General features: G+C 44.8%; 18 protein-coding genes, 1 rRNA gene and 2 riboswitches. Of the genes, 2 read left to right on the top strand and 17 right to left on the bottom strand.

Annotated features, from left to right (window positions below; translation table 11 throughout):
• Nucleotides 1-160: 160 nt before the first annotated feature.
• Complete coding sequence (locus tag JOD21_RS15175; RefSeq protein WP_204730437.1) at nucleotides 161-481, top strand: helix-turn-helix domain-containing protein; 321 nt, start codon at nucleotides 161-163, stop codon at nucleotides 479-481.
• Between the two features lie 52 nt (nucleotides 482-533).
• On the opposite strand, the gene JOD21_RS15180 is transcribed toward JOD21_RS15175, so the two are convergent.
• From JOD21_RS15180 to JOD21_RS15250, 15 genes are all read right to left on the bottom strand, one after another.
• The gene (locus tag JOD21_RS15180; protein ID WP_204730438.1) at nucleotides 534-680 is read right to left on the bottom strand and encodes an anti-repressor SinI family protein; all 147 of its coding nucleotides are present in this window, start codon (nucleotides 678-680) and stop codon (nucleotides 534-536) included.
• A 34-nt stretch (nucleotides 681-714) separates the two neighbouring features.
• Nucleotides 715-811: riboswitch (cyclic di-GMP riboswitch) on the bottom strand.
• A gap of 513 nt (nucleotides 812-1,324) precedes the next feature.
• Entirely contained in the window at nucleotides 1,325-2,581 is a 1,257-nt protein-coding gene (gene purD, locus JOD21_RS15185; RefSeq protein WP_204730439.1) for a phosphoribosylamine--glycine ligase, read from the bottom strand.
• Between the two features lie 422 nt (nucleotides 2,582-3,003).
• Nucleotides 3,004-4,536 (bottom strand): bifunctional phosphoribosylaminoimidazolecarboxamide formyltransferase/IMP cyclohydrolase, encoded by a 1,533-nt coding sequence (gene purH / locus JOD21_RS15190; protein WP_204730440.1) that lies wholly within the window; start codon nucleotides 4,534-4,536, stop codon nucleotides 3,004-3,006.
• Complete coding sequence (gene purN / locus JOD21_RS15195; RefSeq protein WP_204730441.1) at nucleotides 4,533-5,123, bottom strand: phosphoribosylglycinamide formyltransferase; 591 nt, start codon at nucleotides 5,121-5,123, stop codon at nucleotides 4,533-4,535. The genes purH and purN overlap by 4 nt, the downstream gene beginning before the upstream one ends.
• Entirely contained in the window at nucleotides 5,116-6,150 is a 1,035-nt protein-coding gene (purM, locus tag JOD21_RS15200; RefSeq protein WP_204730442.1) for a phosphoribosylformylglycinamidine cyclo-ligase, read from the bottom strand. The genes purN and purM overlap by 8 nt, the downstream gene beginning before the upstream one ends.
• Before the next feature lie 237 nt (nucleotides 6,151-6,387).
• Complete coding sequence (gene purF / locus JOD21_RS15205; RefSeq protein ID WP_204730443.1) at nucleotides 6,388-7,809, bottom strand: amidophosphoribosyltransferase; 1,422 nt, start codon at nucleotides 7,807-7,809, stop codon at nucleotides 6,388-6,390.
• Nucleotides 7,794-10,007, bottom strand: coding sequence for a phosphoribosylformylglycinamidine synthase subunit PurL (gene purL / locus JOD21_RS15210; RefSeq protein WP_204730444.1), 2,214 nt, complete (start codon nucleotides 10,005-10,007; stop codon nucleotides 7,794-7,796). The genes purF and purL overlap by 16 nt, the downstream gene beginning before the upstream one ends.
• Complete coding sequence (purQ, locus tag JOD21_RS15215) at nucleotides 9,991-10,674, bottom strand: phosphoribosylformylglycinamidine synthase subunit PurQ (protein WP_204730445.1); 684 nt, start codon at nucleotides 10,672-10,674, stop codon at nucleotides 9,991-9,993. The genes purL and purQ overlap by 17 nt, the downstream gene beginning before the upstream one ends.
• Nucleotides 10,671-10,925: a phosphoribosylformylglycinamidine synthase subunit PurS gene (gene purS / locus JOD21_RS15220; RefSeq protein WP_204730446.1), complete on the bottom strand. Its 255-nt coding sequence runs from the start codon at nucleotides 10,923-10,925 to the stop codon at nucleotides 10,671-10,673. Before purS ends, purQ begins: the two co-directional genes overlap by 4 nt.
• Nucleotides 10,922-11,638, bottom strand: a complete 717-nt coding sequence (gene purC / locus JOD21_RS15225; RefSeq protein WP_204730447.1) for a phosphoribosylaminoimidazolesuccinocarboxamide synthase — start codon at nucleotides 11,636-11,638, stop codon at nucleotides 10,922-10,924. Before purC ends, purS begins: the two co-directional genes overlap by 4 nt.
• Nucleotides 11,639-11,868: 230 nt before the next feature.
• Complete coding sequence (gene purB, locus JOD21_RS15230; RefSeq protein WP_204730448.1) at nucleotides 11,869-13,164, bottom strand: adenylosuccinate lyase; 1,296 nt, start codon at nucleotides 13,162-13,164, stop codon at nucleotides 11,869-11,871.
• Nucleotides 13,161-14,309 carry a 5-(carboxyamino)imidazole ribonucleotide synthase gene (purK, locus tag JOD21_RS15235; protein ID WP_204730449.1) on the bottom strand — a complete coding sequence of 383 codons (1,149 nt, stop codon included), beginning with the start codon at nucleotides 14,307-14,309 and terminating at the stop codon, nucleotides 13,161-13,163. Before purK ends, purB begins: the two co-directional genes overlap by 4 nt.
• Nucleotides 14,306-14,794 (bottom strand): 5-(carboxyamino)imidazole ribonucleotide mutase, encoded by a 489-nt coding sequence (purE, locus tag JOD21_RS15240; protein WP_204730450.1) that lies wholly within the window; start codon nucleotides 14,792-14,794, stop codon nucleotides 14,306-14,308. Before purE ends, purK begins: the two co-directional genes overlap by 4 nt.
• A 235-nt stretch (nucleotides 14,795-15,029) precedes the next feature.
• Nucleotides 15,030-15,130, bottom strand: a riboswitch (purine riboswitch).
• 70 nt (nucleotides 15,131-15,200) lie between these two features.
• Complete coding sequence (locus JOD21_RS15245; protein WP_204730451.1) at nucleotides 15,201-15,395, bottom strand: NETI motif-containing protein; 195 nt, start codon at nucleotides 15,393-15,395, stop codon at nucleotides 15,201-15,203.
• Complete coding sequence (locus tag JOD21_RS15250) at nucleotides 15,376-15,942, bottom strand: DUF2179 domain-containing protein (RefSeq protein ID WP_204730452.1); 567 nt, start codon at nucleotides 15,940-15,942, stop codon at nucleotides 15,376-15,378. The genes JOD21_RS15245 and JOD21_RS15250 overlap by 20 nt, the downstream gene beginning before the upstream one ends.
• Nucleotides 15,943-16,101: 159 nt before the next feature.
• Here JOD21_RS15250 and JOD21_RS15255 point away from each other — a divergent pair, with 159 nt between their 5' ends.
• A complete protein-coding gene (locus JOD21_RS15255) occupies nucleotides 16,102-17,052 on the top strand; it encodes a Gfo/Idh/MocA family protein (RefSeq protein WP_204730453.1) in 951 nt (316 codons plus the stop codon).
• A gap of 46 nt (nucleotides 17,053-17,098) precedes the next feature.
• On the opposite strand, the gene JOD21_RS15260 is transcribed toward JOD21_RS15255, so the two are convergent.
• Both JOD21_RS15260 and rrf read right to left on the bottom strand, forming a co-directional pair.
• Complete coding sequence (locus tag JOD21_RS15260) at nucleotides 17,099-17,758, bottom strand: type 1 glutamine amidotransferase domain-containing protein (RefSeq protein WP_204730454.1); 660 nt, start codon at nucleotides 17,756-17,758, stop codon at nucleotides 17,099-17,101.
• Between the two features lie 442 nt (nucleotides 17,759-18,200).
• Nucleotides 18,201-18,294 (bottom strand): 5S ribosomal RNA (rrf, locus tag JOD21_RS15265); the annotation flags it as partial.

The raw sequence follows: 18,294 nt of genomic DNA on the forward strand, positions 1-18,294 counted from the left end.
GTATTTAAAAGGTGTTTCAAGTTAAGGCTGCAAGGGGATTTTAAAAGAGTAAACAAAATATTCAGAAATAAAGAGTATTGTCCTTTCAGTTATCGGTGGTCTTTTTACGTTTGTATGATATGATAAAAATAAGAATATTTGAGCAAAGAGAGTGATTGGGATGATTGGAGATCGTGTTAAGTCTTTAAGAAAAGAAAAGAAAATGTCGCTGACTGAACTGGCGGATCAGGCAGGGGTAGCAAAATCATATATCAGTTCTCTGGAAAGAAATCTTCAAAAAAATCCATCCATTCAATTTCTGGAAAAAATCGCTCCGGTTCTCGGAGTCACGGTAAATTCTCTGCTTGATCCTGATAGTGATGAGAATAATGTAGACAGCGAATGGGTCAATCTTGCAAAGACTGCAATGGAATCTGGGATTTCAAAAGAACAATTTAAAGAATTTATTGAATTCAATAAATGGCGTATCAATCAAAAATAGCCTGTGCAGCTCATTGCTGATGCACAGGCTATTTTATCGCCTTAAATCCGGTTCAACCAACAACTAAATCATTCCTTCCCCAGCTGTTCAAGCCTGTCCCTTCAAGAAATTTTTTAATTTCCTCGGGCGAGATACCCGCCTGTACAGCTTCCTCAATCAGCGCCATCCACTCAACATCAACTTCGTTTTTCCGACCCATTACATTCCCCTCCTAAAATACTTTCTACAGTACTTCAGGCGGCTCAGCCGTCATAGCTCCCTATTTTTATATTGGCCTTAGACCCGTTAGCTTTGCGTCCCACCTTTTCAGGTGGTTTGCCTTTTTCTGTTCTCTCAAAGCGATTGCAGCATTGGGCTAAACATCGGGTTAAAAGTTTGAAAAATAAATTTATTTGTGCTATGAATATATATTAGCACCCATGTCCCAGCAAATAAATAGTCATATACACCTAAATATTCTGACTTTTTCAACATTAAATTTATGTTACAATACTCTATTGGCTTATTTTGGAGAATGGTGGTACGCAGATTGACGAATTGACTGATTCAGCTCGTAATAAGAGATTGCTCTCAAGGAAGGATATGCGGTCAGATCTTCTCCGCAGACCGGACAGTTCCAGACTTCTCGTGTACCGCTGCTATATGAGGAACGCGTACACTTTGGACATTCTTTTCGCACCATAGGATCACCCCTTTTGTTCTTTATAGAGAATTATTGTACTCTCATTATAATCTAAGAACGTAATGATGCAAGCGTGAAAAAACCCTGTTTCAGGTGCAAAAAGAATGTTTAACAGGTAATTGCTCTCAATTACTCCGTTTTAGTCATTAAATTAGAATATTCTAACTTCTTTTTAATGCTTTATTACCTATGTCTTTTCTATAGAAGAAATGCTCTGAGTGAACGCTCTGTAAGGCCTGATAAACCTGCGTTTGTGCAGCTGCCACGTTTTCTCCCACACCAGCTGCAAGGAGCACCCTTCCCCCATCAGAAACGATCCCGCCATCTGAGTTTTTCGTCCCTGCATGATAAAAGAAAGTATCTGCTTTTAATATTGATTCAAGCGGCTGTTCTTTCTGATAGTCACCCGGATAGCCTTCTGATGCAATGACCACCCCCACTACTGTTTCATCTGACCAATCTGGAGTTCCGGTCTCACCATCTAAGAGATTTAATAAAAGTGTAGCCAGATCAGATTTTAATCTGTGCAGTACGACCTGCGTTTCAGGATCTCCAAAGCGGGCATTAAACTCGATCACTTTCGGCCCCTCTGAAGTCAGAATCAGCCCTGCATACAATACACCTGTAAAATCAAGCTGTTCTTTCTCCATTGCTTCTACAACCGGTTTAATGATCTCTTTCATTGCCGTTTCTTCAGTTTCAGCAGGAAGATGGGCAACAGGTGAATATGCACCCATTCCGCCTGTATTAGGCCCTTTATCATTGTCATACGCTCTTTTATGATCCTGCGCGAGGGCAAGCGGAACAATCTTGCTCCCGTTTACCAGACACATAAGTGAGAATTCTTCACCATCCAGAAAATCTTCTACAACAACTTTCGCAGAGGATGCACCGAAGCGGTTGTGCTCAAGCATATCTTCTGCCGCCTGAAGAGCTTCTTCTACCGTCATGGCTACAACGACACCCTTACCCGCTGCCAGACCATCAGCTTTTATCACAATTGGCGCACCTTTTTGCTTTATGTAGGCAGAAGCATCCGCAAAGTCAGTAAAAGTCTCATAACCGGCTGTTGGAATATCATATTGTTTCATCAGCTCTTTTGCAAAAGCTTTACTGCCTTCTATTGCAGATGCTTTTTGAGAGGGCCCGAATACTTTTAACCCGGCAGCTGCGAACGCATCAGCCAACCCTTCTGAGAGTGGCTGTTCAGGACCGATTACAGTCAATGCAATATTGTTGCTCGTCGCAAATTCAACAAGTGCATGCTGATCTGTTTCCTTTATCTCAACACATGTTGCGTGAGTAGCGATACCGGCATTTCCCGGTGCACAGAAAACTTTACTGACTGAATCATCCTTCGAAAATTTATAACAAAGCGCATGCTCGCGCCCTCCACGTCCGATAACCAGTACATTCATGATGATTCCTCCTGATACTATATTTAGAGGCTCTGTTAAAGGTGGCTGGTAATTTCCGCTGCAATCACCAGCTGTACTAATACAACAGTTCACTTTAACATAGCTGAATTTTAAAAAGAGCCGGCCCCATGAAGAAGCCGGCTTAAATATATTCTGTAAGCGGCTTTGACATGGACCTCTTACGTAAATAGAGAAGTTTCGTTCATACATACACAAATTAAATGGGATAACTCTAAAAAGCGCTAAACCTTTCATATGCAAAGCGTTGATCGCAATGGAAGGCGGCGACTCCGGCGGAAAAACGATCGGGAAAGACCCCGGAAGGCAGTGGTTTTCTGCCTGAGGAGGCTTGACCGTTCGTCCGCGGAAAGCGTCCGCCTGGAATGGAGATCAAACGCCATTGATCACAGACCTAATTCGAATTAATGCTTAAAATGACGTACGCCGGTCATCACCATCGTAATGCCATATTCATCAGCTTTCTTAATCGAATCTTCATCCTTAATCGATCCGCCTGTCTGAATAATCGCAGTAATGCCAGCTTTAGCAGCTGCTTCAACTGTATCATTCATCGGGAAGAAAGCGTCTGAAGCAAGCGAAGCTCCCTTCGCGCGTTCGCCCGCCTGTTCAAGCGCGATTTTGGCTGCTCCGACACGGTTCATTTGACCTGCGCCAATGCCCAGTGTCATATGAGGTTCAGCAACGACAATTGCGTTCGACTTAACGTGCTTCACCACCTTCCAGGCTGTTTTCATTGCTGCCCACTCTTCTTCAGTCGGCTTACGCTTCGTTACGACTTTAAGGTCAGCATCTTCAAGCGTATAATTATCCTGATGCTGCACAAGCAGACCGCCTTCAACTGACGTGTAAATGTATTCATGCTTTACGTGACGGTCAAATGGAACAGTAAGCAGTCTGATGTTTTTCTTCTTTGTGAGAATTTCAAGTGCATCCTCTGAAAATGCAGGTGCGATGACGATCTCAAGAAAAATATCAGCCAGTTTTTCAGCCGTTTCCTTATTAACACCACGGTTGAATGCGACAATTCCGCCAAAAATAGATGTGGAATCTGCTTCAAATGCTCTCTGGAAAGCTTCCTGAGGGCTGTCACCGGTGCCTACTCCGCATGGGTTCATATGTTTAACAGCAACTGCTGCTGCCTGATCAAAGTCCTTTACAACCTGAAGGGCTGCATCGGCATCTTTGATATTGTTGTAGGAAAGCTCTTTTCCGTGGTGCTGGCGCGCATGTGCGATTGAAAATTCAGAGCCGAGCGGATTACGGTAGAATGCTGCTTTCTGGTGAGGATTCTCACCGTAGCGCAGATCCTGCTTGCGTTCATATGTCACCGTGATTCGCTCAGGGTTTTCTTCACCAGATTCCTCTGTTAAGTACTGTGCGATATAAGCATCATAAGCTGCAGTATGACGGAACACTTTTGCAGCGAGACGCTTTTTGAACTCAGGTGAAACGCCACCTGCTTTTAATTCTTCAATCACCTTTTCATAATCCTCTGAATCAACAACAACCGTTAAGTATGCGTGGTTCTTAGCAGCTGCACGCAGCATAGTCGGTCCGCCGATATCAATATTTTCAACAGCATCTTCAAATGATACATTCGGCTTTGCGATCGTCTGCTGGAATGGATAGAGGTTTACACACACAAGGTCAATCGCTTCAATTCCCTGCTCCTGAAGCTGACGCTGGTGATCCGGCTGATCCTGCTTGGCAAGCAGTCCACCGTGAATAGATGGATGAAGTGTTTTTACGCGTCCTTCAAGGATTTCCGGAAAACCGGTTACTTCATCGACACCTTTTACTTCAACTCCATTATCAGCAAGCAGTGTTTTTGTGCCGCCTGTTGAAAGGATTTCATAGCCAAGTGCCTTCAGCTGTTCTGCAAATTCCACGATACCTGCTTTTTCAGATACACTGATTAACGCACGTTTAGTCATTTTGTTTCCTCCAATGCTTCAGCAAATAGCTGATTAAGTGTTTCAGGGTAAAGACGGTGTTCAATGCCATGAATCACCTTTTCAATCTCTTCTCTTTCCCAACCGTCAGGAATTTTAAATGGCTCCTGTACAATGACAGGACCTGTATCCATTCCTTCATCCACGTAATGAATTGTGACACCTGTTACTTTCATGCCACTGTCGATTGCCTGTCCGAGTGCATCTTTCCCCGGAAAAGCAGGAAGAAGTGATGGATGGACGTTAACAATACGCCTTGGATAGGCCTGAAGAAGGACGGATCCGATGAGTCTCATATACCCTGCTAATACCAGCCATTCTACTTCTTTTTGATGAAGCATTTCAAGGATTGCTGTCTCATACTCAGCTTTTGACGAAAAATCTTTCGGATTGAGTGCACACACTTCAATCCCCAATGCTTCTGCACGATTAACTGCATATGCGCCAGGTTTATCTGTTACAAGTAACACGAGTGAACCTTTTAATCTGCCGTCGCGTACTGCCTGTGCAATTGCTTCAAAGTTACTTCCGCTTCCTGATGCAAATACAGCAAATTTTATATCACTCATAGATTGTTACCTTCTTTCCGCTTTCAGCTGTTACACGACCGATCTCGAAGCTCTCTTCACCTGAATCGGCAAGCTTTCTCTGAACCGCTGCTGCATAATCAGGTCGGACTGCAAATACAAAGCCAATCCCCATATTAAACACGCTGAACATTTCCTGATCTGAAAAATCTCCTGCCTTTTGAATCAGATCAAACACAGGAAGCACAGGCCAGCTGTTATTCATCACTTCGATTGATGTACCATCAGGCAGCATGCGTGGAAGGTTCTCATAGAAACCGCCTCCCGTGATATGCGCCATCCCTGTAACTTCACCTGCTGCGAGAGCTGTTTTTACAGCTTTTGGATACAGTCGGGTCGGTGTTAAGAGCACTTCACCAAGCGTTTGCTGAAAGCCATCCGGACGGTCAGTCAGCTTCAGTTGCTGCTGTTCAAGAAGGACTTTACGGACAAGCGAAAAGCCGTTACTGTGGATTCCGCTTGACGGCAGGCCAATTAGAACATCCCCAGGCTTGATTGCTTCACCTGTAATGATTTTGCTCTTTTCAGCTACACCTACTGCAAACCCTGCCATATCGTATTCATCCTCTTCATACATGCCAGGCATCTCAGCAGTTTCCCCGCCGATTAGCGCACAGCCTGAATCCACACACGCATCCGCAATTCCCTTTACCAGCTGCTCTATCTTTTCAGGTTCTGCTTTACCGACTGCCAGATAATCAAGGAAATACAGCGGCTCTGCTCCCTGAGCGGCAATATCGTTCACACACATTGCTACACAGTCGATGCCGATTGTGTCGTGCTTATCCATGGCAAATGCAAGCTTCAGCTTTGTACCGACGCCGTCTGTTCCTGAGATCAGTACTGGTTCTTTATAGTTCAGTGCCGACAGATCGAACATGCCGCCAAATCCGCCGAATGCGCCCATGATACCTGCACGTTCTGTGCGCTTGACGTGTTTTTTCATCCGTTCTACTGCTTCGTATCCTGCTTCGATGTTAACTCCGGCCTGTTTGTAGGCATCAGACATGAATGTTCCTCCTTGAATACGCTGTTGGGTCTTTTAATCAGATAGCTCTGTAAAAATTTGGCTGTTGATTTCCGCTGCAGGGGGACCGCTTTCCGCAGGGCGTGCGGTAAGCCTCCTCACGCTTCGCGCTGCGGGGTCTCACCTGTCACGCTTCTCCTGCTGGAGTCGTCCCCCTTCCGCTACAATCACCAGCTGTGCTAAAAAAATGTTGGGCTTTAAAATAGCCAATCCAATATATTAATGCGCTAATTCTTTTTCATAAGGATGGAGTGTATCCGGATAGATCTCGGTTGGATACTTTCCTGTAAAGCATGCAAGACAGTGACCGCGGTTTTCGCCTTCATCATCACGCCCGACTGCTTTCACAAGTCCTTCTACACTTAAAAACGATAGAGAATCTGCGCCAATTTGCTGACGGATCTCTTCAACTGAGTTCTTGGATGCAATCAATTCTTCGTGACTGCTTGTATCAATTCCATAAAAACATGGATTCTTAATCGGCGGTGAACTGATCACGACGTGTACCTCAGTCGCTCCTGCTTCTTTTAACATTTTCACAATCCGGCGGCTTGTTGTCCCGCGGACGATTGAATCATCCACCATGACAACCCGCTTGCCTTCAACGACACCTCTTACCGGTGACAGCTTCATCTTAACGCCCTGCTCACGAAGCTCCTGTGATGGCTGGATAAAAGTACGGCCGATGTAGCGGTTTTTAATCAGTCCCATTTCATAAGGGATAGACGCTTCCTCAGCGTAGCCAATTGCTGCTGAGATACTTGAATCCGGAACGCCTGTTACAACGTCAGCTTCAATCGGAAATTCATTCGCGAGCTGTTTGCCGAGTCGTTTTCTCGCAGAGTGAATATTGATTCCATCAATATCACTGTCCGGTCTTGAGAAATAAATGTATTCCATTGAACAGATTGCACGGTTCGTTGCGTATGAAAAGCGCTCTGAGCGGATCCCTTCATCATTAATAATCAACAGCTCTCCAGGCTCTACTGAACGAATCACTTCCGCTCCGATAATGTCAAATGCACATGTTTCAGAAGCCACTGCATAACCGTCACCGACTTTTGCAAGTGTCAGCGGTCTTAAACCATGCGGGTCCAGTGCAACCATTAATTCAGTTTCAGTCATAATCACAAACGCATAAGCACCCTTTAGCATTGTCAGTGCGTTTTTCACACGTTCTTCAAGGGAGGCATATCCACTTCTTTTGATCAGGTGGGCAAGCACTTCTGTATCAGACGTTGTCTGAAGAATGCTTCCCTGACGCTCAAGCTGATGCTTTAACTGGTTTGCGTTAACCAGATTCCCGTTATGGGCAAGTGTCAGTGTGCCGCTTTGTGAGCGGAAGACGAGCGGCTGAACGTTTTCATAACCGCCTCCTCCTGCTGTTGCATAGCGGACGTGACCGATTGCTCCGTGTCCTTTTAGCTCAGAAAGCATTTCCTGGTTAAATACTTCAGTTACCAGCCCCTCACCTTTTGAGAAAGATAAGTTTTCCCCGTCAGTTGCAGCGATACCCGCTCCTTCCTGACCTCGGTGCTGCAAGCTCTGAAGTGCGTAATACGTCATCTGCGCAGCCTGTTCATGGCCCCAGACGCCGAAGACGCCACATTCTTCATTTAATCCTTTTAATTCAGCAAGCATGGGATTGCTCCTCTCCAGCTCTCTTCAAATTTTTCAACTGGCTGGTCAATGACGGCTGATCCGTTATGCACAACTTTTAATACAGGCTGTGCTGTTACTTCACCGATTTTCTTTGCGCCTGTCAGTGCTTCAAAAGCCTGTTGATTTTCAGGTTTCACACTGATTAAGAATCTTGACTGTGTTTCACTGAAAAGCTCCGTTACTGCAGATCCTTCTGTCTCAGCTGTCACACCAAGACCTGAGCCGAATGCTGATTCAGCCAGCGCCACTGCAAGTCCACCTTCAGCAAGGTCATGAGCCGATTGTACAAGCCCCTGTTTAATTGCTGTCAGTACCTTTTCCTGACGATCAAGCTCTGTTGTTAGGTCAAGCTCTGGTGCTTTACCTGAAATCTCTCCTGCAGTCAGCTTTTGAAGCTCACTGCCGCCAAATTCAGTTTTCGTCTCACCAACCAGATAGACGGCATCTCCAACCTGTTTAAAGCTTTGTGTTGTAATATGTTCAAGGTTTTCAATCAGTCCGACCATACCGACAACCGGCGTCGGGTAGACTGCTGTACCGTTCGTTTCGTTATATAAAGACACGTTTCCGCCAATAACAGGTGCATTCAGCACGCGGCATGCTTCACTCATGCCATCCACTGATTTTTCCATCTGCCAGAAGATCTCCGGCTTATCCGGGCTGCCGAAGTTCAGGCAGTCTGTAATCGCAAGCGGACGTCCGCCTGAGCAGACAATATTTCTTGCAGCTTCTGCCACTGCAATCTTTCCGCCTGTTTCAGGGTCAAGATACAGATAGCGTGAATTGCAGTCTGTTGTCATTGCAAGCGCCTTTTCAGTGCCGCGGATACGAAGGACTGCCGCATCAGAACCAGGCGTTACAACTGTGTTTGTACGCACCTGATAGTCATACTGGTCATAGACCCATTCTTTACTTGCAATCGTTGGCTGCTTTAATAGTGCATGCAGTGTTTCTTCAACATTTTCAACTTCAGGCTCTGCATTTTCAATCGCCTGGAATTCACGGTAGTAAGCAGGCTCTTTAGACGGCTTATGATACACAGGTGCATCTTCAGCAAGCGCATCGACCGGCACATCTGCTACGACATTTCCTTCATGAACAAGGCGAAGGCGCTTATCGTCTGTTACCGTTCCGACTGCTACTGCATCAAGATCGTACTTGTGGAACAGCTCCTGAATTTCTGCTTCACGTCCTTTTTCAATAACGATCAGCATACGCTCCTGTGATTCTGAGAGCATCATTTCATAAGCTGACATGCCTGTTTCACGCTGTGGAACAAGATCAAGATTCATTTCTATACCTGAACCTGCTTTACTTGCCATTTCAGCTGATGAACTTGTCAGACCTGCCGCACCCATATCCTGAATACCAATCAGCGCATCGTTTTTAATCAGCTCAAGGCATGCTTCAAGCAGAAGCTTCTCCATAAATGGATCCCCTACCTGTACTGCCGGGCGCTTCTCATCTGAGTCCTCTGTTAATTCCTCAGATGCAAATGTCGCACCGTGAATCCCGTCGCGGCCCGTCTTAGCACCCACATACATCACAGTATTACCGACACCTTTTGCCTGACCTTTCTGGATTTCATCATGGTTAATCAGTCCAACGCACATGGCATTGACAAGCGGGTTGCCGTCATAAGATTTATCAAACTGCACTTCGCCGCCGACTGTCGGAATACCGATACAGTTTCCATAACCTGCAATACCTGCTACTACCTGCTCAAATAAGTACCGAACACGAGGAGAATCCAGTTCTCCAAAGCGTAAGGAATTGAGTATCGCAATGGGTCTAGCTCCCATTGAAAATACGTCACGTATAATTCCGCCAACACCTGTTGCCGCACCCTGGTAAGGTTCGATCGCAGATGGATGGTTATGACTCTCGATTTTGAATGCCACTGCCTGGCCGTCTCCAATATCAACAATGCCAGCTCCTTCTCCCGGTCCCTGCAGTACCTGCTCACCTGTTACAGGGAATTTCTTTAAAAGAGGCTTAGAATTTTTATAGCTGCAGTGCTCTGACCACATGACTGAAAATAATCCAAGCTCTGTATAGTTAGGCAATCTGCCAAGGATACCCTCTACTAGGCTGAACTCCTCATCAGTCAGCCCCATTTCACGATAGATTTTCTCATCCTTAATTTGCTGCTGTGCCGGTTCAAGCATTAACGACATGAGAGTCCCTCCAGTGTTTTACGATTGATTGAAACAATTTAAGTCCATCTGCACTTCCTAACAGCTCGTCCACTGCACGTTCAGGGTGAGGCATCATACCAAGGACATTTCCTTTTTCATTCGTGATCCCTGCAATTGAAAGCAGGCTGCCATTTGGGTTATCCGCATAGCGAAAAGCGATCTGGCCGTTTGCTTCAAGCTGCTTTAAGGTATCCGCATCACAGAAATAATTCCCTTCACCGTGTGCGACTGGTACTGTGATCCGCTCATTTTTCTGATAGGCTTGTGTAAACATGGTTTCGTTATTGACAACTTCAAGTTCGACAGGACGGCAGATAAACTTCAGCCCCTGATTACGAAGCATGGCACCAGGCAGCAGTCCTGCTTCAAGCAGAATCTGAAATCCGTTACATACGCCAAGGACAGGCTTACCTTCTTCAGCTGCCTTTACCACTTCACTCATCACATTTGAAAAGCGGGCAATAGACCCTGAACGCAGGTAATCTCCATAAGAGAATCCACCAGGCAGTAAAACGCCGTCAAACTGAGTTAAGTCAGCTTCATCATGCCAGACGTATTCAACTTCTTCACCAAGCTCATCTTTTACTGCATGGTACATGTCAATGTCACAGTTTGATCCTGGAAATACGATGACCGCAAACTTCATTGTGTAACGGCCTCCTCCACTTCAAACTCATAGTTCTCAATAACTGTATTTGCGAGCAGCTTCTCGCACATTTCTTTCACTGTCTCTTCAATCGGACGATCAGATGGTTCGATTAACAGCTCAAGGTATTTTCCGATTCGTACATCCTGCACTTCGTGATAATCCATTGCATGAAGTGAATTCTTTACTGCTGTTCCCTGCGGATCAAGTACACTCTCTCTTAACGTTACATGAACTTTAACTTTTATCATGATTTGACGCCTCCCAGTCGGTTTAATACCTTTTCATAAGCTTCTGTCAGACTTCCAAGATTCCGTCTGAACACATCTTTATCCATCTTCTCACCCGTTTTAATATCCCAAAGCCTGCACGTATCAGGTGAAATCTCATCAGCCAGCAGCACCTGTCCATTTTCATCACGGCCAAACTCAAGCTTGAAATCGATTAAATCAAGACCGATTTCTTTGAAAAATGCTGTCATGACCTCACTTACCTGAAGTCCTTTTTCTTTTAAAAGTTTCAGCTCTTCAGCTGAAGCCAGTCCGAGTACTTCAATGTGATCTTCGTTAATGAGCGGATCACCGAGATCATCGTCCTTGTAATACCACTCCACAATTGTTTTCGGAAGCTTTGTTCCCTCATCCAGACCAATCCGCTTCGCAAGCGTTCCTGCTACTGTACTTCTCACAACCACTTCAATCGGAATGATCTCAACTGCCTTCACAAGCTGCTCATGATCAGAAATCTTCTTAATAAAGTGAGACTCAATTCCTTCACCCTTCAGCTTTTCAAAAAGTAGGCTCGTGATCAGGTTATTCAGCACACCCTTACCCGCAATCGTCTCTTTCTTCTCACCGTTAAATGCAGTAGCTGAGTCTTTATATTCAATCCATAGAACGTCTTTTTCATCTGTCTGATACAGTCGCTTTGCCTTGCCTTCATAGAGAAGCTGTTCTTTTTTCAACTGGATTTCATCCTTTCGAATGTCGGAATATTGGGATTATTTATCATAAAGCCTAGTTGTGAACCGTTGATCTTCGCTTCAAGCGAACGCTTTCTGCGGGGACGGCGCTGAGCCTCCTCAGCTCTCCGTCATATCCCGCTGGAGTCACCGCCTTACACTCAGATCAACTCAGAATGTAAAAATAGACGATACCATCAATAGAAAGTGTCTGCTTCATGATTTAAATAGAATTACAGAAGTCCGATGCGCTTAAACACCGTATCTACATGCTGCAGGTGGTAAGTATAATCGAAGCAGTCTTCGATTTCTGCAGGTGACAATTTTGACGTAATTTTTTCTTCACCTTCAACAAGCTCGCGGAAGTGTACCTGCTTTTCCCATGCTTCCATCGCTTTCGGCTGGACTGTGTCATACGCTTCTTCGCGTGACAGGCCTTTGTCGATCAGTGCGAGTAATACGCGCTGTGAATAGATCAGGCCGAGTGTGCGGTCCATGTTGCGCTTCATGTTTTCAGGGAACACTGTCAGGTTTTTCACGATGTTACCGAAACGGTTCAGCATATAATTCAGTGCGATCGTTGCATCCGGCAGAATGACGCGTTCTGCTGATGAGTGAGAAATATCGCGCTCATGCCATAACGGTACATTTTCATAAGCGGTCTGCATATATCCTCTGATCAGACGTGCAAGGCCTGTCATATTTTCAGAGCCGATCGGATTTCTTTTATGAGGCATTGCTGAAGATCCTTTCTGCCCTTTCGCGAAGAACTCTTCCACTTCGCGCGTTTCACTCTTTTGCAGGCTGCGGACTTCAACGGCGAACTTTTCAATTGAAGTTGCGATCAGTGCAAGAGTTGCCATATAATCTGCGTGGCGGTCCCGCTGAAGCGTCTGTGTTGAAACCGGAGCAGGCGTTAAGCCAAGCTTTTCACATACATAAGATTCAACAAATGGATCGATATTTGCATAAGTACCAACTGCACCTGACATTTTACCGAATTCAACGCCTGCTGCTGCGCGCTTAAAGCGGTCCAGGTTACGTTTCATTTCTTCATACCAGAGTGCAAGCTTCAGGCCGAACGTTGTCGGCTCAGCGTGGACACCGTGTGTACGGCCCATCATCACTGTATCTTTATGTTCTTTTGCTTTTTCAGCTAAAATATCTACAAAACGTTCAAGGTCAGCAAGCAGGATTTCATTTGCCTGTCTTAACAGATATGAGAGTGCTGTATCGACAACGTCTGTTGAAGTCAGCCCGTAATGCACCCATTTCTTTTCATCTCCAAGCGTCTCAGAAACCGCTCTTGTAAATGCCACAACGTCGTGACGCGTTTCTTCCTCAATTGCTTTAATGCGGTCTACATCAAATGATGCGTTATCGCGTATTTTCTTTACATCCTCTTTCGGAATATCACCAAGCTCTGACCATGCTTCACAAGCCAGAATTTCAACTTCAAGCCATGCTTCAAAGCGGTTTTGTTCAGTCCAAATCGCACCCATCTCAGGTCGCGTATAACGTTCAATCATCGTTGTGCCTCCTCGACTGCAGGGGTCCAGACATCTGATGCTTCAATTTCATGAAGTGTCTTCTCAAGATCGTCTGTCAATATTGTGATATGCCCCATTTTCCTGTTCAATTTTGCTTCGTCTTTTCCGTACAAATGAAGTGACCAGTGCGGATAATCTGCAATGGCTGTTAATGCAGGCTGAACATGCTGTCCTAAAAGGTTCACCATCACGGCAGGTTTCAATAAATCTGAATCAGGCAGCGGCCAGTTCACAACCGCTCTGATATGCTGACGGAACTGTGATGCGGAAGTTGCTTCAATCGAGTAGTGCCCCGAATTATGAGGTCTCGGAGCGAGCTCATTCACATACAGCTCTCCCTCTTTACCGACAAACATCTCAACAGCAAGCGTACCAACCAGTTGAAGCTGATCAGCTACCTGTTTTGCGAGCCTGATTGCATCTGCTTTGATGCTTTTCTCCACTCTTGCCGGAACAATGGAAGCATGAAGGATCTGGTTTTCATGTATATTCTCAGCGATTGGCTGGGTTACTGTTTCGCCCTGTGCGTTCCTGTGAACAATGACAGAGATTTCACAGTCAAAATCGACAAATGCTTCTAATATACATGTTCCATTTTGACAGATCAGCTGAGCTGCTTCTGGCATATCATCCTCGCTATTCAGCTTTACCTGTCCTTTCCCATCATAACCCCCTGTAATGGTCTTCAATAACATCGGAAAAACGAACGTTCCTATCATATCATATAATTGTTGTTCGTTTTCTATGATTTTATAAGAAGCAGTCGGAACATTTGCTTTCGTTAAAGAATCTTTTTCAAACTGGCGGTTCTGTGTCACTTTAATCAGCTCTGCCCCCTGCGGAACATATGCTTTTTCAGAAAGTTTTTTCAAAGATTCATAATCTATATTTTCAAATTCATAGGTGATTACATCACTGAGTTCTGCCAGCTCTGCAAGACCTTTTTCGTCATCATAAGCTGTCTGAATCGTGAAGTCTGCGACCTGGGCACACGGACCATTCTCAGAAGGGTCTAAAACAGCAATTTTGAACCCCATCTCTTTAGCTGCGATCGCCATCATTCTGCCGAGCTGACCTCCGCCTATAATTCCGATCACAGCCGGTGGCATGACCATTTTCTTCATACGAGATCACCACTGCTTTCAAGTACTTTTTCTTCACTCTTCTTTCTCATAGCAGCAATTCTTTCAGCAAGCGTTTCGTCAAAAGATGACAGCATCTGGGCTGCCAGAAGACCGGCATTTGCGGCTCCTGCATCCCCAATCGCTACGGTTGCTACAGGTACGCCTGCTGGCATTTGTGCAATGGATAAAAGTGAATCCAGTCCGTTCAGCGCTTTTGACTGAATCGGTACCCCGATGACAGGCAGTGTTGTTTTCGCTGCCACCATTCCAGGCAGATGAGCTGCTCCGCCTGCACCCGCAATGATCACTTTGATACCGCGCGATCTTGCCTGTTCTGCAAATGTAAACATGAGGTCTGGTGTACGGTGCGCGCTGACTACCTGCTTTTCATAAGGTACCTGCAGCTCGTCCAGTTTTTCGCATGCTTTTTTCATTGATGGCCAGTCTGACGTACTTCCCATAATGACGCTAACAAGTGCTGACATCCTCTCACTCCATCCGGGTAAATTTCTTTTATAACCGCTGGTGATTTCCGTGGAGGACGTCGCTTTCCTGCCCAGTGCGGGAGTCTTCGTCCAGAACGAAAATCAACAGCTGAATCTAATCATTTACTAAAAAGATCTCTTATTTAGATAAATAAAAAAACAGCAGCTTTCTTTCATTAATACTAATGAAGGAAAGCTGCTGACAAATGTCAGGAGACCTGCAGAATATGCGAGTGTACCTGACTCTTTCCCTCATAGTCCTGTCATTTACGGTGCAGGGTAGAAACTTTCGGGCCATATTCCCGATTTTATATGAGGCCGTTCATTCAATTGATTTCGTAATCATCATAACAAGGTGACATCAGAACGTCAACACTAAAAGCGAACATTGTATTTTCTGAACATTTCATTGTTCGCTTTTTTGACCCTGAAATCTGATTTTCTGTCTAATTGGCTCCTGTCTGACAGAAGATCCATCTTTTACTTCTTTAAACACCGGCTCTTCCATTCTTCTCACAGGTGTATAACCTTCCTGCGCCATTCGATCAAGGCAGTCACCAATTGACTCGTTCTCTTCAACGTCAAACCACTTTTTGCTCATTCTTCTCCTCCTGCGACATTCTTCTTCTCACACTCTTCACCCAGAATCCGCCATGAATGGCCTTTGGTTCGTATGATATCATAAATGCCTTTGGATCAATTTCTTTAATGCGGTCATACAATTTTAATTCATATTTCCTTGGTGTGAGAATCTGCATGGCAAACCGGTCACCTTCAAGTCCATTCGCTTCCCAGTCTGTAACGCCATAACCAAGTTCACGCAGTTTTCTCGGAAGCTCAAGACCATTATCCGTCGTAATCACATTAACTGTAATATAACCAAGCGCGAGCTTCTCTTCAATTTTCATTCCAATAATGACGCCTAACCCATAACCTAACGCATAAGCAATCAGGTTTTGTATCTCATTCAGATTATCAAGCACCAACCCTAATCCGACTACATATATAACAACCTCCACCATACTGACACCTGCAGCATAATAACGGTATCCTTTCAACGTTAAAATCATTCGAATGGTAAAAAACGATACATAAAAAATATTAATTGAAAAAATGATCGCTACCATAACTAAGCTGTTTTCAAGCAAATAACTTCTCCTCTTTTCCGATATTTTCAAATCCTAAAAGCAATCCTACTAGGCTGAGTGGAAAATGTAAAGAACATTACGCCTTAAATCGTGAACTTTTCATAACTTCGTGTGTCTAAGTGATATAATTGTCTTATCATTTGTACAGGAGTGAAGATCATGAAAGAGTTATCCATCGGAATCATTGGACTTGGCGCGATCGGACAGCGTCTGATCCCGTCATTTGAACAGCACGAAGGCTTCACCGTCTCAGCAATCAGCGACGTCAATAAAGATCTTATGAAACAAACAACTGAAAAACATGGCTTAAAAGCCATCCATTATACAAATGCAGAAGAGATGATTGAGTACGGTTCATTGGATGCTGTCTATATAGCTGTGCCGCCAAAATACCATCATCACTATGCCTTGCTTGCCGCAAAGCGTGGAATCGCGATCCTGTGTGAAAAACCGCTTGCTAATTCTACTGAAGAGGCAGAAGCAATGGCAGCAGCTGTTAAAGAGGCAAAAGTAATCAATGCGATCCATTTTCCCCTGCACTACAGTCAGGAAGTCGCCCTTTTAAAAGAAAAACTCAGCTCAATCGGTGAAATCGTCCGTATTGAACTGACCATGAGATTTGAAACATGGCCACGTTTCTGGCAGCGAAATGACTGGATTGCAAAACATGAACAAGGTGGATTCATCAGAGAGATTACCCCTCATTTTATTCAGTTAACACACCGGTTATTTGGAAAAATAGCCATAATGTCAAATGAAACGCTATATCCTGAGAACGAAGAACTGAGTGAAACAAGCATCATCGCACTGGGAAATGCAGGACACGTGCCAATCCTGATCAATGGCCACAGCGGAATCGGCATGAAAGATGACTTAACGTACAGAATCTATGGAACAAAAGGTGTGCTCTCACTTGATCAGTGGTCAGAACTGAAACATGCAACAGCCGATCAGCCGTTGCAATTAATCCAGGAGAGATCCGTATCAGCATCTGAAACGCTACTGACTTCGTTTCATCAGTCAATCCTCACTGGAGAGCCGGTGAATCTGATTACATTTGAAGAAGGAACTGCAGTACAGAAGGTGTTTGAAGAATTGCTTAAAAAATGAATAATAAAAGCGCAAACCCTATATATACAGGATTTGCGCTTTTTTCTTATAATACTTTTACAAATGCTTCAGCAGCTTTTTGGCTGGACTGAGGGTTTTGTCCAGTAACAAACTTGCCATCAGTCAGGACATGCTCTGCCCAGTTACCCTGCGCTACAAAATGAGCGCCCTGTTCTTCAAGCTTAGACTGAAGAAGAAATGGCATAAGAGAATCTAAACCAGTTTCCTTCTCTTCTTCATCTGTAAAGCCGGTCATTTTCTTACCTTTAACCAGATAAGTTCCATCAGACAACTCTACATCCACAAAACCGGCCGGTCCGTGACATACAGCACCGATCGCTTTATTATTCTCAGCAAAGTGCGACAATGCGTCCTGCAATTGAGGCTCATTTGGCAGGTCAAACATCGTACCATGTCCACCCGGCAGGAAGATGCCATCAAAATTCTCAAATACTACACTGGAGAGCTTTTCAGTATTCTGCAGCTCTTCTTCAGCTTTTTTCCACTCTGATGGATTCTCACCGTCATCCAGACTGTTTGGATCCAACGGGATTCCGCCGCCTTTAGGGCTTACCACTGTTACATCATAGCCATTTTTCTTAAACTCAACATAAGGTTCTGCAAATTCCGAAAGCCATAAGCCTGTCGGATGTTCATTATCAATTTCACTTGTGTTCGTTAATACCATTAATACGCTTTTACTCATTGTAGACATACCACCTTTTCAGTAATGGATATTATCTTGTTTCACTCTATTACGATACCCGTTCACAGCTTCATTAAACGATCCAATACTGAATTAAGCATTTTTTCACCCCTCAGCGCCATGATTAGTCAGGTCCGCACAAGGTATTCTACTGATGTCCTCACATGACGAAGCGACGGGTGAGGGAATAATGATTTCAGCTGAAGGAAGGAATAAATCGCGGTGCTGATGGAAATAACGGCCAGACTGAAGGAATGCAGATCAGGATTCTACCCTTGTGATCCTGGCTTTTTGCCCTGAATGCACTCAGGTCACTGGCCGTCCGCACTGAATGCACTTGAGATTCTAGCCTTTTGCCCTTCTTGCCTTCAGGTCACTGGCCTTTTTCCTTCCAAACGCACAAAAAAAGCCTCTCCTCTAAAGGAAAGACTTTTTCAAAAGTGCCTAGCGACGTCCTACTCTCACAGGGGGAAACCCCCAACTACCATCGGCGCTGAAGAGCTTAACTTCCGTGTTCGGCATGGGAACGGGTGTGA

Source organism: Jeotgalibacillus terrae, from assembly GCF_016908195.1.
Lineage (GTDB): Bacteria > Bacillota > Bacilli > Bacillales > Jeotgalibacillaceae > Jeotgalibacillus > Jeotgalibacillus terrae.

Excerpts from the sequence above, each read along its gene's own strand:
- purQ (WP_204730445.1), bottom strand. The coding sequence starts at position 10,674 with ATGAAGTTTGCGGTCATCGTATTTCCAGGATCAAACTGTGACATTGAC.
- purB (WP_204730448.1), bottom strand. The coding sequence starts at position 13,164 with ATGATTGAACGTTATACGCGACCTGAGATGGGTGCGATTTGGACTGAA.
- purE (WP_204730450.1), bottom strand. The coding sequence starts at position 14,794 with ATGTCAGCACTTGTTAGCGTCATTATGGGAAGTACGTCAGACTGGCCA.
- purF (WP_204730443.1), bottom strand. The coding sequence starts at position 7,809 with ATGCTTGCTGAATTAAAAGGATTAAATGAAGAATGTGGCGTCTTCGGC.
- purS (WP_204730446.1), bottom strand. The coding sequence starts at position 10,925 with ATGATAAAAGTTAAAGTTCATGTAACGTTAAGAGAGAGTGTACTTGAT.
- JOD21_RS15245 (WP_204730451.1), bottom strand. The coding sequence starts at position 15,395 with ATGAGCAAAAAGTGGTTTGACGTTGAAGAGAACGAGTCAATTGGTGAC.
- purD (WP_204730439.1), bottom strand. The coding sequence starts at position 2,581 with ATGAATGTACTGGTTATCGGACGTGGAGGGCGCGAGCATGCGCTTTGT.
- JOD21_RS15180 (WP_204730438.1), bottom strand. The coding sequence starts at position 680 with ATGGGTCGGAAAAACGAAGTTGATGTTGAGTGGATGGCGCTGATTGAG.
- purK (WP_204730449.1), bottom strand. The coding sequence starts at position 14,309 with ATGAAGAAAATGGTCATGCCACCGGCTGTGATCGGAATTATAGGCGGA.
- purH (WP_204730440.1), bottom strand. The coding sequence starts at position 4,536 with ATGACTAAACGTGCGTTAATCAGTGTATCTGAAAAAGCAGGTATCGTG.
- JOD21_RS15255 (WP_204730453.1), top strand. The coding sequence starts at position 16,102 with ATGAAAGAGTTATCCATCGGAATCATTGGACTTGGCGCGATCGGACAG.
- JOD21_RS15175 (WP_204730437.1), top strand. The coding sequence starts at position 161 with ATGATTGGAGATCGTGTTAAGTCTTTAAGAAAAGAAAAGAAAATGTCG.
- purN (WP_204730441.1), bottom strand. The coding sequence starts at position 5,123 with ATGAGTGATATAAAATTTGCTGTATTTGCATCAGGAAGCGGAAGTAAC.
- purM (WP_204730442.1), bottom strand. The coding sequence starts at position 6,150 with ATGTCTGATGCCTACAAACAGGCCGGAGTTAACATCGAAGCAGGATAC.
- purL (WP_204730444.1), bottom strand. The coding sequence starts at position 10,007 with ATGTCGTTAATGCTTGAACCGGCACAGCAGCAAATTAAGGATGAGAAA.
- JOD21_RS15260 (WP_204730454.1), bottom strand. The coding sequence starts at position 17,758 with ATGAGTAAAAGCGTATTAATGGTATTAACGAACACAAGTGAAATTGAT.